Here is a 15,233-nt window from a genome sequence, read left to right on the forward strand (position 1 = left end):
AAATAGAAAATCAGCTGCGGAAGGAGCAAGTCGGATGCAGGATCTTTACAAGCAGTACAAGAAGCTGTTATTCAAGCTTGCTTATCAATTGACAGGTTCGGTTTCCGATGCGGAAGACGCCGTGCAGGATGTTTTTGTTAAGGTACATGATGTACCACGGGAACGTTTAACGCAGCCCAAGGCTTTTTTGTGCAAAATGGTCACAAACCACTGTAAAGATATGATGAAATCGGCACGAAAACAAAGGGAGGAATATTATGGGGAATGGCTTCCCGAGCCCTTTCTCATGTTAAACGACGATTCAACGGAAGCATTGGAAAGGGATGATCTCCTCTCTTATGGAATGCTTGTTCTGTTGGAAAATCTGACGACCTCCGAGCGTGCCGTGTTCATCCTGCGCGAAGCGCTGGGCTTCAATTACAACGAAATCGCCGAGCTTATGGAAAAAAGCGAAGTGAGCTGCCGGAAGCTGTTCAGCCGTGCGAGCGCAAAGATGGGACGGGTAACCGACGAGCCCGTTCAGATCCACCCTGAGAGCCAGCAATGGGTTCATGGATTTATGGGAGCCCTCAAGAAAGGGAACATGGATCAGCTTTTATCGCTGCTGGACCAGGATGTCGTGCTGGTTGCCGACGGTGGCGGCAAAGTGGTTGCAACGGTCCATCCGGTTGTCTCCCGGGAACGGGTCGGGCGCTACCTTCTCGGCGGCATGCGCAAAGCAGCCATGTTTGGAGAAGGAACGACTATCGAAATAGGGCAAGTCAATGGAGAGGCTGCCATACTGCTGCGTTCGGAAGACAGCGCAGTCAATGGAGTGCTGCTCTTTCACTTCGGAGATGGGAAGATCCACAACATCTATATTGTTCGAAACCCCGAAAAGCTGGGTCATATCTTCTAAAGTACGAACTTAGCACCGGTCATCCAAAAAAGTCATAGCCACGATCTGTGGTTATGACTTTTTTGCTTGAGTGAGCACGGGGAATTACTGTCCCTGCAGGCGCACAAATGTAATATAATCCACGTTGACCGGCTCCATGCCGGCGGAGCGCAGCTTCATGTTGATTTGCCCCCTGTGATACTGGCCATGCAGCGCAAGATGAGTCAAAATGTCTTGAACGGATGTCCGATACGACCTCCCGTACTGGTTGGTGTAGGTAATTACATCGTCAAGACGTTCGTCAGTTAGCTCAGCGAGATATGCGCTGAAGGCTTCACGCATCTCTTGCGCAAGGCGTTTACAGTCTTCGAGACTGTCGTTTGGCCAAAGCGGCAGGTGGTTGCTGTCCTGTCCCTGCAGCCGGGTGAACCACACCTGCTCCGCACGCAGAGTATGACTTAGCAGCTGGAGCGCTTCGGCTTCGGATTCACCATCCCTGCCAGCTTCCAGCGCATCCAGTATACGCTTGTCGGCCCAATACAGCTGTTCGAACATGCTGCGAATCGTTTTCATTTCCTTAAACGCCCCTTCACACCATAATTTTCCTTATCAAAATTCAGGTTATCTGAGGAGTTCGCCAGCCTGGACCCATTTCCTTCTATGCTCAGTTCGCATGACATAGCGATGATTATCTCAATACATCCGCATAATTTGGCGGAAAGTGATCTTTGTCAGGATCTTTTAAATGCTGGATTCCAATAACCTTCACATTTTTAACGGATATTTCAAAGGTAAAGCGGTCCTTGCCTACAGGGATGTGTGGACCAACAGTAGGGACAACCTCTATCGTGCATATGAAAGAGTACCCTCGGAATCCATTTGCGCGTCTTACCTCAACCACTTCCGCCATATAAGGATATAACATTGGAGTTACCGTCAATAAAGGCTCGTAAATATCCGGCAGGCGTTCTTCTATGTATGGTAATAGAAACAACATCAGCATGTCTTGATACTGTAACTCTCTAGAATCCTGATTCGGGTAATCGGCACTCGCAAGACAAGTTGTCCCTGAACTAAAAGCCAGCGGAAGGAGCAATATCCATACAATTAAAAATTTTCGCTTCAAACCTTCATCCCCTCGTATGATTCGTTATCGATTATTCTCTATAGCTAAAAAGCCGTTTATTCACTTCGGCCGATGAACTCAGAACCGTATACACGAGTCTTTAAATCCCCTTCCCTCCAGGGTTATGAAAATATTGCGAACGCATCAAAAAATGTTGCTTGCCTTGCCTATAAGGCCCCATTTACCATCAATCATGCGGAAGGGTGTCACCAGGTTTAACAGATCGATTCGCAGTGAGGGGGTGATGAAAAAGTTTGATTCGAAGAAGATGCTAATTAAAAATTGAAAGCGGTTTCTCTACTCAACCATGGAAAAGGAGCTGGACTTAATGAGTTGGTATAAAAGATGGGCTGCGGTTGCAATGACTGCGGTCATGATGGTGTCGCTGGTTCCGGCGGTCCAAGCGAGCGAGCTGGTTCCGACGATACAGGCAAAAGGAATTTCCCCGGCGGAAGATCCAGCGTCACCACCGGATGAGATGCAGCCGAAGTTCCATAATCTTGCTCTGGGACTGCCTTATGAATGGTCTGAAGCCCCGGATCCGTCGCATCCTGATACTGGAAATAAGCTTACAGATGGGAAATATGGACAATTGGATATGAATGACCCGGCTTGGGTGGGACATGTTCGCGGCAAAGCGCGCGAAGTCGTGTTCGATTTGGGTGAGGAAAAGTCAATCGGAAAAATAACCGCCCATTTTTTTCAGGATTACCCTGCCAACTCCATCCTCGTACCTTTGACGGTATCGATGTATGTCTCGGACGACAAGGAGAATTGGGGCCTTCTCTCCCATAACGCCACTCAACTGCTCTGGGGAGAAGGACCGCCAAGGCAGGAAACGTTTGCGTGGGACGGCAGCCGGGACGGAATCCAAGGCGGAAGCGCGGACGGCAAGCTGGCTTATGCCCGCTATGTAAAAGTCATTTTCACGATGCATCCTACCCTATGGGAATACATTGACGAAATTGAAATTATGGGCATGGACGGAAAGATTGACGGAGCGGTAAAGGTTCCTGCTGAGCAGCCTCATTTTTTGGAGCCGGGCGACGCTACGGGCGGGATCCGGAATCTGAATTTGCTGTATAACGGACAGTATGCGGATGGTTTGGGGGACTGGACCAAGGAACGGATCATCCCGAACATCAGTTACGTGGATCAGAACGGGGAACCTGCCGACTGGCTTTTTGACGGTGTATTATATCTCGGGCTTGCTTCCCCTGCCGGCCGGGATTTCGGTCTTGGGCAAACAAATCTGGGGGACTGGACCTGGTATTTGGACAAAACCTTCGCAGCTGCGGGAGATATGCAGCAGTTGAATGAGGCGACCAAGGAAGTCGGGGCCAAGCTGAACCAACCTGATTATAAAGAGAAGGTTGTGCTCATGATTCCGAATCCCGGGGAGTCTTTAAACGATTTTGGCGATGTAGATGGCTCTGGAGAATCGTTAAGCTTCAATGACTCTGTCGTGGGTCAAGAGAAAGCCCTCGAAAACAGGAAAAAAGCGGTTCAGTGGTGGCTGGATCAGGTCCGTCAAAGATGGCAGGCCGCGAATTATTCCAATCTGGAGCTTGTCGGCATGTACTGGCTGGAAGAACAAATCAGCACAAGCGAAACAGGACCTGGCTTGATTAAAGCCGTGAGCGGCAAAGTCCATGACATGAATCTGAAATTTTTCTGGATCCCCCACTCTTTGGCTTATAAAAGCTATATGTGGAAAGACGTAGGATTTGATGCCGCGGCGCTTCAACCGAACTATTTCTTTGGCGGCATGGATCAAGACCGGTTGGAAGATGCCGCAGATACTGCAAAGCGGTACGGAATGTCGAACGAAGTCGAATTTGACGATCGGATGCTGCAGGACGGCGTATTCCGTGAGCGTTATATCGATTACTTGAACAGCGGCGCCGCAACCGGCTTGATGCAAAAGGGATTCAGAGCTTATTACCAGGGAAATAATGCGGTTTATAATTTGGCGGTTAGCAAAGATCCCGGCTTGCGTCTCATGTATGACTGGCTGTATCAATACCTGAACGGAACATACGATATTCATAACAGTACACCACCTGAAGCAGACGTATTTATCAACGGACTAAAGTTAAATGGCGATGTGGTTGTTCCCAATACTGAAACAGTTGCATTCACATGGGAAGTCCAAGACGATGACAGCGGTTTGACCAGGGTTACGGCCACTTTCAACGGCAAACCCTACGCCCCGGGAACGCCGATTGATCTGAAGGGAATGCCTGGTAAGCATCAACTGGCCATTACCGTGGCGGCTGCCAAATCCAAAACGACGGCTTACACGATCCGGGCGGCATCTACCGCTGACACCATGAAAGCTCATGTGAACCTCTTCGCGGAGCAAAAGCAGTTCACGACGCCCGGAGCTCCCCGCTCGTTGCACGCGCAGCTGGACCAGATGAAGCGTTTTGAAGGAAAGAATGCTGCGCAGTTTGATCAATTCCTCAAAGGTTTCAATGCACAGCTGGATCAACTGTACGCGGATCGTATTGTTTCGGATACGGCTTATGCTTCGCTGAAAGAAGAGGTGTATGATCTTGCCGGTAACCTGGCGGAAAATAAAACCGTAACCGCCTCTTCCGTCGAAGGCTCCGTTTCGACCTTGGCGCCGAAATATGCCGTCGATGGGTTTTCTTCGACAAGATGGGCGAGCAACTACGTGAATGACAGCTGGTTCCAGGTCGATCTAGGCGAAGCTAAAGCATTCGATACGGTCCGGATCGAGTGGGAATTAGCCCGCGCCAAAACTTACAAAATCCTTGTCTCCAACGACCAGCAGAACTGGAGCAGCGTGATCCAGGACAATGATGGCATCATTACGGCCCATGATGGCAAAGAAACGGTCCATTTTGCCCCCGTTACAGCCAGGTACGTTAAATTTCAAGGGGTTGAAAGAGCCACCGATTATGGATATTCCTTTTATGAGTTTGGGATCTATAACCTCTCGCGGTCAAGGGAGTAAGAACTTTGGAATAAGATAAATCTCCTCTTTTCATCCATATAGTCCTTGTGAGAAAAAGACTGCCGTTGAATCGGCAGTCTTCTTTCTTGCTTGCCTCGCATCGGGATAATCCCACCCTTTTCCATTTATCTGGACTTGGCTTTAAGCGAAGATTCCAATCATTTCATTTACATATGAACAAATGATCATGTATTATATAATCAACATTCATTTTACTGGGAGGAGTTTCAATGCTGGATGTTTTGATCATCGGTACCGGACAGGCAGGTCTTGCTGCTGCCTACTTCTTAAAGAAAAAAGGAATACCATTTATGCTAATCGATAAAGCCAAAGCCTTAGGCGATTCCTGGCGCAACAGATACGACTCCTTACAATTATTCACACCCAGGAATTACAGCCGTTTACCTGGTCTTGATTTGCCTGGGGATCCGAATGGTCTCCCTACAAAAGATGAGGTTGCCGCATACTTATCGGAATACGCTTTAACCTTTGATTTTCCGATTCAGTTGGATACGGAAGTCAAATCGTTAACCTCCATCCCAAGGGGATTTGAGGTGGAGACTAGCAGAGGAACGATTCAATCCAAAAATGTAATCGTGGCTACAGGGCCTTTTCATAAACCGTATGTTCCAGCCATAAGCCAGTCCATTTCCAATGATACGACTCAGCTTCATTCTTCCGCATACCGGAATCCCGGCCAGCTTACACCTGGAAGCGTGTTGGTCGTGGGAGCAGGAAATTCAGGTGCACAAATTGCAGTAGAACTGTCAAATGACTTTGATGTCCATTTATCCGCATCAAACCAGCTCCATTTTAAACCTCTGTACATATTGAGAAAGAGCATTTTTTGGTATTACGACAAATTGGGTTTCTTACAGGCCGGAAATCACACCAAACGCGGGAAATGGTTACGCCAACAACCTGAGCAAATCTATGGATTCCAATTAAAACAACGATTAAAAGAAGGGAAAATCAAGCTATTCCCGAGGGCAGCCAGCGCGGAGTCACGTACTGTATTTTTTGCGGACGATCAATATATTGAGGCTGACAATATCATTTGGGCAACCGGGTTCCGTCCGGATTTCTCCTGGATCCAAATCAATCATCTCTTTAATGAACATCAAGAAATTACCCAGTTCAATGGTATTTCTAATATTCCTGGCCTATATTTTATCGGTCTTCCGTGGCTGTCCTGCAGAGGATCTGCTCTTTTGGGTTGGGTACAGCATGATGCCAGACGTATCGCCGAATACATAAATAACGATTTAAAGACAATGTAATTCTCGCCGGGACTTTTCTAGGTCTAACGCTACTTTTTTTCGCTCGCAAACAAGAGTCTGAAATCAGCTTCCCGTGTACCGTCCACCCTCGACGTGTCAACCTTGCCTAGAAGTATGCGTAATTATTTCTCAGGAAACTATTTATGATATACTGAAAAAAATGAGTCAAGGAGCCAGCATGAACCATGGATACTGCAGATAAAAGCAAAGCCGCCATTCATGATTTTTTTATTCAGTTTCTTCAGCAAAAAGAAGAATACGAATCCCGAATCTCCGCAACCTATCTCGAAGATATCCGGAAGCATATCGGTGCCGAATTCAGTTTGAACATGACAGAACTGCACACCATTGCGTGCATCGGGGAGCAGGAGCCGATCAATGTCACTTCCATCGCGGAAAAGATGAATTTGAGCAAAGGGAACACCTCCAAGATCGCGAGCAAGTTACTTAAAGCCGGTTGGGTACGGAAAGCCCAGCTCAACGATAACAAAAAGGAAGTGTACTTTCGGTTAACTCCTGCCGGCAAAAAGCTGTTTGCTGCGCATGGTGAGCTCCATGCGTTGGAAAAGCAGAGAATGTACGAGTTTTTGGGAAGGTACAGCGATGCCGAGCTTGAATTGATCAAGCGCCTGTTTGCAGACATGGTTGACTTCTATCGCTGACACGTATCACCCGCAAACGAACCCCAAATAGTCAAAAGCAACCGGTAGCCGACCGGCTGCTTTTTTTGTAACTCGATGAAGTGAGCACAGCACCGAGAGCGCTGCATTGATCAAACGATTCATCTCACAAGCTACATTTTCAAAGCCCCCTGCGTCATGCCCTGAATGTAATATTTCATGCCGAAAGAGAAAATTAAAATTAACGGAATCGAGGAAATGGCGTATGCCGAAAACTGCGTTCCCATATCGGTGATGCCGAACTGTTTCGTAAAGACGGTAAGGCCAACAGCAACCACCTGAAGACTGCTATCCCTGATCGTAAGCAGCGGCCAAATGTAATCATTGTACACGCCAACAGCCTGCATAATGAACAAGGTGGCCAGGATAGGCAGCGACAACGGGATGACGATTTGAAAAAACACGCGAATCTCCGACGCCCCATCGATCCGGGCCGCTTCAAACAGCTCGCTGGGGATGCCGGACATAAAACTCCTGCACAAGAAGGTTCCGAAGATTTGCCCGCCGGCTGCACCGGCAATAATGATCACCCAAGGTGTATTCGTTAGTCCCAGATTATTATACAGGACGTACGAAGGAATCAGCGTTAACACACCCGGAATCATCATCATGGCCAGCATCATCATAAACAGCAGTTCTTTGCCGGGAAAGCTTTTTTTGGCGAATATATATCCTGAAATGGAAGAGAGCAGAATGACACAAGCACTGGCTCCGACCGCATACAAGATGGAATTCACCATATATCGCCAAATACTGGTGAACGCAGCGCCGTAATTATTCCATTTGGCCGGAGAAGGCAGCCCCCAGAAATTGCCGAGAATTTGCGCATTGCTTTTTAAGGAGCTGATGATCATGAACAGAATGGGCACCAGCATCAGAATGACCAGCACGCACAGCAGCACGATGATGGTGATTTGGGGGAAACTGAGATATTTGATGAGACTGCCTTCGTTTTTTCTGAGCTTTTTCACGGGGCTGACGCTTTCAGCGGCTGTATCCGTTTCGGTATACATCGATCCCTCTCCTCCTTCCTTAATCTTCTGTTTTAATAAGCTTCATGTTCACAACCGTAATGGCAAGGATCACCAGGAACATGCTTACACCGAGCGCCGAGGCATATCCGAGATCGTTGAACTTGGTGGCGGCATAATACATCTGCAGTGCGGGTACATAAGTCGAGTCCATGGGACCGCCGCCCGTAACGATCATGATGCCGTTAAAGTCCTGAATAATGCCTATGAGGGTTAAAATGATCAGAAACTTGAATTGACCGCCCAGCAGCGGCAAATGAATGGAACGGATAATCCGCCAAAGATTGGCCCCATCGATTTTTGCGGACTCAATCAGCTCGTTCGGAATGGACAGCAGCCCTGCATAAAACACCAGCAGCTGCAGGATGCCTATAAACGGAAACCCGATAAAAATAATAGCCCACAAGGCGGTATTGGGGTCACCAAGCCAACCATGCGCCCAGGAACCAAGCCCGATCAGATCTAATACGTTATTGATCAGACCCACGTTAGGATCATACAGGTTTTGCCAAATCAACAATAGGGCCACACCCGGAATAACCATCGATGCGGTAAATGCCGTCCGAAAGCCGTATTGCAGACGTTTACTGCGTAGATGGAAGATGAGTTCAGCGGTAATGAGTGCAGGGATAATCGCTTTGATCAAACCGGTGATGATCAGAATGACCAGGTTGCCCATCCCCTTAATGACATAAGGATCATGAATCATTCGTTCAAAATTGGCCAAGCCGACAAAGGTGGTCCTGCCCCCTGGCTGCCAGTCATATAAGGAATGGAACAAGCCCGAAAAAGCCGGGTAATAGAGAAAGACGAACACCAGAATAAAGGTCGGTGCCAAGCCCAGGTAAATATATTTGCTTTTCCATATCTGGCGGAAAATAACCAGCCGGTTGCGCTTCTTCAAATAATTCAAGTACAGCAGAATAAGGAAGACCGCCAAGACACCGGCTGCAGCCCATAACATAGCATTTAAGCGTGCCTTGCTTGCCGCTTTATCGATGACACTGCCTACATCGTACTTAAAAACCCTTCCGTCATTGGTGCCCGAATACAGCGTCTTGCCCTCCCGGTCAAATTGAACGCCCCGGCCTTCCCCAGTGATCTTTGACTCCCACAGCTGCTTTCCGCGCCCGTCGAAAATATAGTAGTTACCGGATAAATCCGAAACGCCGATCCGTTCCCCATCGCTTGAAAAGGCGACATCGGTCACGATGTCCCTCGTGTTAATTGAACTGTTAACGCTCCCGTTCTGATCAAACAATTCCACCTTATTGGAAGCCGTACCCACAGCAGCCAGGCCATTCTCTGAAACGGCCACCGCCTGGATTTGATTATCCGCGCTGAATTTATACAGCAGGCTGCCATCCTTGTCCAGAAGATAGGCGAATTGGTCGCTTGTCGCGGCAACGATCCACTGTCCGCTGCCCGATACGCTCACTTCCTTCAACAAGGAACCGATGGGGATACTGCCTGTCTGTTCTCCGTTATTTCGATCCACAACGATGAGATCTTTGCTGCGCTGGGTAACAAGAATGATGGTGGCCCCGTCCTGCGATGCGGCCAAGCTCTTGACCTGCCGCTTCAGATCCGAATCCCACAGCTGACCTCCTGTCTCGTCATATGCATACAGATGCCTGTCATCCGATGAAACCAGAAGTGTGCCGTTACTCAGAAGCGCTACCCCTGTAACGACATTTCCAGCCTCAACCTCATAGATGGGGTTACCTTCGGAATCGTAGAGAAATGCCTTCGCATTATGACCCCCAACGGCCACACGGCTCCCATCCTCTGATACGGAGAGGGAGGTGATATTCCCCGCTCCTTCAATGGACCAATGGTCTTTGGCAAGTGCTGCGCCCGGGACAAGCCCTAGAAGCAGGATCAGTGCAAGAAATATCCATGGGGCTTTCCTCATGATGAACCTCCCTTTTTATCCGTCATCCTTACGAATTGCCTGCTTCCCTCGGGTAATCATACAGGTCCGCACATGCAAATGCATGTGCAGACCCGTGTGAAAAAGTGATTAACGCTGCGGTGGACGCCGCTCGGGGTGATCCAAGTCGGAGAGTTCTTTCTTAGCTTCTTTCATGGCAGGTTCCATATATTTATCGATATTCGCCTGCAGCTGATCCAAATATTGATCCGTTGTCAGCTTACCGCTGAAGTACCGCTGTACGAGTCCTACCCAATCCTGCACGGACGGCTGGTAATCCCACATTCCCCGGGCTAGATTGTTCGCGGCGCTGGTGTATCCTTCGGTATTTCCAATCGGCTTGAAATCGGCGAATGCCGCCGCCATTTCATCCGGGAGCGTAATGCCTTTAATGGCCGGTGCGCCTGAGAGGGAGGCGTCGTCACTCTTCTGGATCGCATCCAAATATACGGCGTAACCTTCCGGACTCGTCAGGTACATCATGAAATCCACATTCAGCTCATTTTGCTTCGCATCTTTATTGACGAAACCATAGAATCCGATCGGAATCTGGATCGTTCGGGCCGGTGCCATCACCTCAGGCCCTTCCATGGAAGGCATGTTGAAGAATCCGTATTCGAAAGGCTTCACGCCGCCTGTGGCACCCGTTTTTTCCTCATCCGCGAAATCTTTAGGGAGCTGCCAGTAGGAGGCCGGCGTGCCTAACATTGTCGCCGCCTTTCCCGTCAGGAACAGATTGTAAGCCTGGTCCTCTTTCACTCCGAAAAACCCGTCCGGCACATAATCGAACAGTTTTTTCAGATTTTCCGAGTAAGCCTTCCACTGGGGATTGCCGGCAATTTTGAAGGGACCTTCTTTGTCTTTAACAGCTTTCCACAGCCGCATTTCATTTTTGGTCACTTTACTGTTGGAATCGTTATACGGATCCGTCAGATCGTATTTCCACTGTTCGTCGAGCTCTGGAACGTAAGTATAGTCCTGCTCCTGGGACCGGATGATATTAATATAATCACGCATGTACTGATCGGCATAGATCCGCACCAGCCATCCCGCCTGGCCGCTCCACATCGATTTGGAGTCTCCGCCGAGCGCCAGCGGCGTATATCCGGCTTTTTTTATTTTATTAAAAGCGTCGATCATCTCGTTAAACGTTTTGGGAGCTTCGGTAATGCCGACTTTCTGGAAAATCTCCTTGTTGTACACCCATACGATCTGCACGGATTCAAAGTTCAGGTTGTACAAATGATCTTCGGCTCCAATGCCTTCGAGGTTAATGCCCATCGCCTTCAGATCCAGGGTGTCCTGCCAAGGCTGGTTCGTATAAGGATTGACCTTATCGAAATAAGGGTAAAAGTCCATAAATTTTTTACTGTTTACTAGGCCACCGACTTCGTTATTCGTAACCAGGTCAACGTCCGGCACACCTGCTGCAAATTGAGCCGTCAGCCATTCCTTGTAGCCTTCCGCAGGCTTGTTGTCGACTTTGACCTTCACTCCCGGATTTTTCTTCATATACGCTTCGGCAACCGCATTCCATACTGACGCCGATGCATTCGGCAAGGAAATGTTAATATTTCCTGTCAGCTGCGACGCGGCCGGATCCTTCCCTGCGTCTTCCTTACCCTGATCCTCACCCGTTGGATTGGATTCTGCGGTGCCTGGATTGTCTGGTGGTGTGGGAGCTGCTTTGGTGCATGCTGACAATAAAGCCAAAAGCATCACAATACTCAAGAGAACGATGAATCCCTTCCTTTTGTTCACATTGATCTCCCCTAATTTCGAATGGTCATGATCTGAAGCGCTTACAATTGCAATAAACTTGAACGAATATGCTTCAGCTATAAGTATACGTTTTAAATTTTGTATACTTTAATAAACAAAGTATACTGTAGGAGTTTGCCTATTGCAATAGTTTTTATTGCGAAACACGATGAGGCTGCCGCGGATCGATGGGATAATTCGATTAAAAAAGAACATTCTCATGTTTTTCTTTATATATTTTGATATTGTTGACTTAGGGGGAAATTGACTTTTATCCACCCCCTATATGATATTGTAGATCATATTACCGCAAGGAGGCGTTTGTAATGAGAACGGCTTTTACTCCCGGGCAAACTATTGAGGGGCAGGACGCATAATTGCCCTTAAACTGCGGGCTCCCCTATTTGAAACGGGGAACAAAGTTGAAAAAACATGCTTTGCAGCAATTTGATTATCATGTATGGGCAAACCGGCAGGTTTGCGAGCATCTTCAGAAACTTTCTGATGAGGTATATCGAAAGAAAATCGTTAGCGTTTTCCCAACTATCTACGACACTATCGTCCATATTTATGTTATCGATCGAGGTTGGTTAACTTTCTTAACTGAAGGCGGCGTCTCCGAGTTGTCGGAGGAATACTTTGAGAACTTGAAGAACACTATAGAGATTATAGTGGCAGAAACCAACAGCAAACGTATTGAAGAACTGGGTCAGATGCAAGATGAACTGGCGGATAGCTTCCGGTCATTCATCGAGCAACATGAAGATATCGAAGCAGTTTATCCGTCAGGAACATTTAATGCCAGATGCGTAGACTATATCCAACATATGGTGAACCACGGAACTTATCATCGTGGTAACGTGACTGCGATGCTCAGGCAACTAGGGCATCCCGGAATACCAACAGACTATGCCTTTTATTTGTACAATTTAAGCCATTTGTAGGCAAAAAACAGCCTGGAACAGTGAATGTTCCAGGCTGTTTTTTAGTGCGTCCGTACGGGAGCTGGCAAACGCCTACCGTTAGCCAAGAGCAAGAGCGTCCGCCGCGAGACGGAGTCTGGAGGAAGGGAATGCAACTGCTCGGACCAAGGTAGAAATTATCACTCCATATAGGAATACCCTGTGCCTGTTGTGTCTATAATAGGCAAGCCTGCTTCGCTGAGCACCTGAATGTCGCGATAGATGGACCTTACACTGGTTTCAATCACCTATATCGAACAGTTTCTACTCGATTTCCAAAATCCGGAACACGTGCATTTATTTTTGTTGACTCTTTCCATACGCTTACGAATATTACTCGGATATTATGAAATAAAAATTCTCTTAGTGCAGTAGCGAACTCCTTCTGAACTTCTTGTTTCAAATCATGAAAGTTATCAAGTACAATGAAGTTATTTGAACAATGAGACAGAAAGGACTGAACAGCAATGCCGTTTCAGACCTATTCCCCCCAGCCTCCTTTGTCTTCCTTCATCGCATACTTCTGGTCCTATACCGGAAAGAATCCGCCGCACTCGAGAAGACTCACCCTACCGGACGGCTCGATTGATCTCGTCATTGATCTGTATGATCGTAAAACTCGTATACACAATCGATATGACAGCGAGATGACACTAGCGTCTTCCGTGATTAGTGGGCCTCACACTGATTATTACATAACGGATTCTTCAAGCGAGCGGTCCATGATTGGCGTACATATCAAGCCCGGCTGCGCTGGTCCCCTTCTAAAGCTGCCTTCTATTGCGTTAAAAGATACGCATGTCTCGTTGGATGATTTATGGGGGATAGCGGCTACTGATCTGCGCGATGAACTGCTTTATTCCAACACGGTAGAAGATCGATTTCGTATCCTTGAAAAATACTTTCTCTTACGAAGTGATTGGTCAAGGCCATCGCATTCAGCCGTTCAGTTTGCGATTGCCTCATTTCAGCAGTCGCATCACCCCGAATCCATTGCGAACATGGTTGAACAGGTTAACATGAGCGCCAAACGATTCATTCAAATTTTCAAGGATGAAGTAGGACTAACACCCAAGAGGTTTAGTCGTTTAATGCGTTTTCAAAAGGCGGTACGTCTAATCAGAAAGAGCAATGATATCGATTGGGCCGATCTTGCCATGTCTTGCGAATATTATGATCAGTCCCATTTCATTAAAGAATTTCAGTCCTTCTCCGGCCTCACTCCGACCGAGTATCGCGCTATAGAAAGCCTGCACCCCAATCACATTCCTCTCACGAACTAGATCTCGGGAAAAAATATACAATACAGTGTCTTGTTGGTTCCCTTACAATGCAGAAAGCAGCTATTACATTCTGTATTCAAGGGGGAGAGCAGCTATCATTACTCCATTCAAAATCAATGTTCCGCAATCGGATCTTGAAGACTTGAAAATGCGGCTGGATCATACGCGGTGGCCCGACGAAGCGGCTGGCGAAGGCTGGAATATGGGTGCAGATCTCGGTTATATGAAAGAATTAATCGATTATTGGCGAACGCAGTATGACTGGCGTATTCATGAAGCCAAATTAAATGCCTTACCGCAATACAAGACTGTTATAGAGGATACGACCCTTCATTTCGTGCAGGTTAGAAGCGAAAATCCAAATGCGGTGCCGCTTTTGCTCGTTCATGGTTGGCCCGACAGCTTCTACCGATTTCACAAGATGATCCCTCTGTTATCCGACTCCTTCGATCTTGTCGTGCCTTCGATTCCCGGTTTTGGATTTTCGGATCGAAAAACCACAGCACCGAAACGAGTCGCCCACCTGTTTGCCAAACTGATGACAGAAACACTTGGATACGAGGGCTTCGCGACTTGCGGCGGGGATATCGGCACTGAAATCGTGACCATGCTATCCACATATCACTCCGACGCTGTGAAAGCGATCTTGTTGACGGACGCTGGTTATCCAACCGGAAGAGAGGATATTACGGAGATATCCCCTGCCGATCGGCAGTTTATGTTAGATACGCAGACCTGGGTTCAGTCAGAAGGCGCCTATCTGAAGCTGCAAGCGACCAAACCGCAAACGCTTGCCTATTCACTTAACGATTCGCCGGTTGGCTTGGCATCTTGGATCGTCAGCATGATCCGTTCGGGAGCTGGCGACGAGACCGTAGATGATGCATTCGGCGGAAGGGACGAACTACTCACAAATATCATGATCTATTGGCTGACCGGGACGCCCGGATCCGCCGCACGCATGTATCGGCTCATTGTAATGGCCAACCAAGCGAATGAAGATAGTGCTTCGCCGGTCACAGCGACACGTAGAGTACCGGCAAGTATCGTGCTCTTCCCGCGCGAAATCCAGTTCCCCTCAAGTTGGGCTGAACGTTCGGTACATGTGTGCAGCTATAACAAAATGCCCTGTGGCGGTCATTTTGCAGCGCTGGAAGAACCCGAACTTCTGGCCAATGAACTGATACGATTTATCCCTTTACATTATTTCGACTCGGGAGGAAGTTCATAATGAAAACCATGAGGAAACGAAGTCATTTTGGCACAGATCGGCGACAACATCTTTTCAACGGATAGAATCATGGATGAACAAGGAGG

12 protein-coding genes and 1 pseudogene are annotated in these 15,233 nt (G+C 47.9%); 7 read left to right on the forward strand and 6 right to left on the reverse strand.

Features of this window, described 5'->3' with window-relative positions:
* Positions 1 to 34 precede the first annotated feature (34 nt).
* Entirely contained in the window at positions 35 to 898 is an 864-nt protein-coding gene (sigJ, locus tag C7820_RS14755; protein WP_116231508.1) for an RNA polymerase sigma factor SigJ, read from the forward strand.
* Positions 899 to 982: 84 nt separating this feature from the next.
* Here sigJ and C7820_RS14760 read toward each other — a convergent pair whose 3' ends face one another.
* Positions 983 to 1,450, reverse strand: coding sequence for a DinB family protein (locus C7820_RS14760; RefSeq protein ID WP_116231509.1), 468 nt, complete (start codon positions 1,448 to 1,450; stop codon positions 983 to 985).
* A gap of 115 nt (positions 1,451 to 1,565) precedes the next feature.
* Positions 1,566 to 2,003 carry a DUF3888 domain-containing protein gene (locus C7820_RS14765; RefSeq protein ID WP_258875241.1) on the reverse strand — a complete coding sequence of 146 codons (438 nt, stop codon included), beginning with the start codon at positions 2,001 to 2,003 and terminating at the stop codon, positions 1,566 to 1,568.
* Positions 2,004 to 2,331: 328 nt separating this feature from the next.
* On the opposite strand from C7820_RS14765, the gene C7820_RS14770 reads away from it, so the two are divergent.
* From C7820_RS14770 to C7820_RS14780, 3 genes are all read left to right on the forward strand, one after another.
* On the forward strand, positions 2,332 to 4,986 hold the full coding sequence (locus C7820_RS14770; RefSeq protein ID WP_181909040.1) for a DUF4855 domain-containing protein: 2,655 nt from the start codon (positions 2,332 to 2,334) through the stop codon (positions 4,984 to 4,986).
* 230 nt (positions 4,987 to 5,216) lie between these two features.
* Complete coding sequence (locus C7820_RS14775) at positions 5,217 to 6,266, forward strand: flavin-containing monooxygenase (protein ID WP_116231511.1); 1,050 nt, start codon at positions 5,217 to 5,219, stop codon at positions 6,264 to 6,266.
* Positions 6,267 to 6,451: 185 nt separating this feature from the next.
* On the forward strand, positions 6,452 to 6,928 hold the full coding sequence (locus C7820_RS14780) for a MarR family transcriptional regulator (protein ID WP_116231512.1): 477 nt from the start codon (positions 6,452 to 6,454) through the stop codon (positions 6,926 to 6,928).
* A 131-nt stretch (positions 6,929 to 7,059) separates the two neighbouring features.
* Here the strand turns inward: C7820_RS14780 and C7820_RS14785 are convergent, their stop codons facing one another.
* From C7820_RS14785 to C7820_RS14795, 3 genes are all read right to left on the reverse strand, one after another.
* The gene (locus C7820_RS14785) at positions 7,060 to 7,959 is read right to left on the reverse strand and encodes a carbohydrate ABC transporter permease (RefSeq protein ID WP_116231513.1); all 900 of its coding nucleotides are present in this window, start codon (positions 7,957 to 7,959) and stop codon (positions 7,060 to 7,062) included.
* 19 nt (positions 7,960 to 7,978) lie between these two features.
* Positions 7,979 to 9,892 (reverse strand): DUF5711 family protein, encoded by a 1,914-nt coding sequence (locus C7820_RS14790; protein WP_116231514.1) that lies wholly within the window; start codon positions 9,890 to 9,892, stop codon positions 7,979 to 7,981.
* A 108-nt stretch (positions 9,893 to 10,000) separates the two neighbouring features.
* Positions 10,001 to 11,671, reverse strand: coding sequence for an ABC transporter substrate-binding protein (locus C7820_RS14795; RefSeq protein ID WP_240913217.1), 1,671 nt, complete (start codon positions 11,669 to 11,671; stop codon positions 10,001 to 10,003).
* Positions 11,672 to 12,093: 422 nt separating this feature from the next.
* On the opposite strand from C7820_RS14795, the gene C7820_RS14800 reads away from it, so the two are divergent.
* Entirely contained in the window at positions 12,094 to 12,615 is a 522-nt protein-coding gene (locus C7820_RS14800) for a DinB family protein (RefSeq protein WP_116231798.1), read from the forward strand.
* A 161-nt stretch (positions 12,616 to 12,776) separates the two neighbouring features.
* Here C7820_RS14800 and C7820_RS14805 read toward each other — a convergent pair.
* Positions 12,777 to 12,881 (reverse strand): annotated as a pseudogene (locus tag C7820_RS14805) (HTH domain-containing protein); the annotation flags it as partial.
* Between the two features lie 219 nt (positions 12,882 to 13,100).
* On the opposite strand from C7820_RS14805, the gene C7820_RS14810 reads away from it, so the two are divergent.
* Positions 13,101 to 13,916: a helix-turn-helix domain-containing protein gene (locus C7820_RS14810; protein WP_116231516.1), complete on the forward strand. Its 816-nt coding sequence runs from the start codon at positions 13,101 to 13,103 to the stop codon at positions 13,914 to 13,916.
* A gap of 25 nt (positions 13,917 to 13,941) precedes the next feature.
* Complete coding sequence (locus tag C7820_RS14815; RefSeq protein ID WP_258875242.1) at positions 13,942 to 15,147, forward strand: epoxide hydrolase family protein; 1,206 nt, start codon at positions 13,942 to 13,944, stop codon at positions 15,145 to 15,147.
* Positions 15,148 to 15,233 lie beyond the last annotated feature (86 nt).

This window comes from Paenibacillus sp. VMFN-D1 (assembly GCF_003386155.1).
In the GTDB taxonomy this organism is placed as follows: Bacteria; Bacillota; Bacilli; order Paenibacillales; family Paenibacillaceae; genus Paenibacillus_AQ; species Paenibacillus_AQ favisporus.

Bases quoted from the DNA above. Each gene is read 5' to 3' on its own strand.
- sigJ (WP_116231508.1), top strand. From the start codon at position 35: ATGCAGGATCTTTACAAGCAGTACAAGAAGCTGTTATTCAAGCTTGCT.
- C7820_RS14770 (WP_181909040.1), top strand. From the start codon at position 2,332: ATGAGTTGGTATAAAAGATGGGCTGCGGTTGCAATGACTGCGGTCATG.
- C7820_RS14785 (WP_116231513.1), bottom strand. From the start codon at position 7,959: ATGTATACCGAAACGGATACAGCCGCTGAAAGCGTCAGCCCCGTGAAA.
- C7820_RS14780 (WP_116231512.1), top strand. From the start codon at position 6,452: ATGGATACTGCAGATAAAAGCAAAGCCGCCATTCATGATTTTTTTATT.
- C7820_RS14760 (WP_116231509.1), bottom strand. From the start codon at position 1,450: ATGAAAACGATTCGCAGCATGTTCGAACAGCTGTATTGGGCCGACAAG.
- C7820_RS14810 (WP_116231516.1), top strand. From the start codon at position 13,101: ATGCCGTTTCAGACCTATTCCCCCCAGCCTCCTTTGTCTTCCTTCATC.
- C7820_RS14775 (WP_116231511.1), top strand. From the start codon at position 5,217: ATGCTGGATGTTTTGATCATCGGTACCGGACAGGCAGGTCTTGCTGCT.
- C7820_RS14790 (WP_116231514.1), bottom strand. From the start codon at position 9,892: ATGAGGAAAGCCCCATGGATATTTCTTGCACTGATCCTGCTTCTAGGG.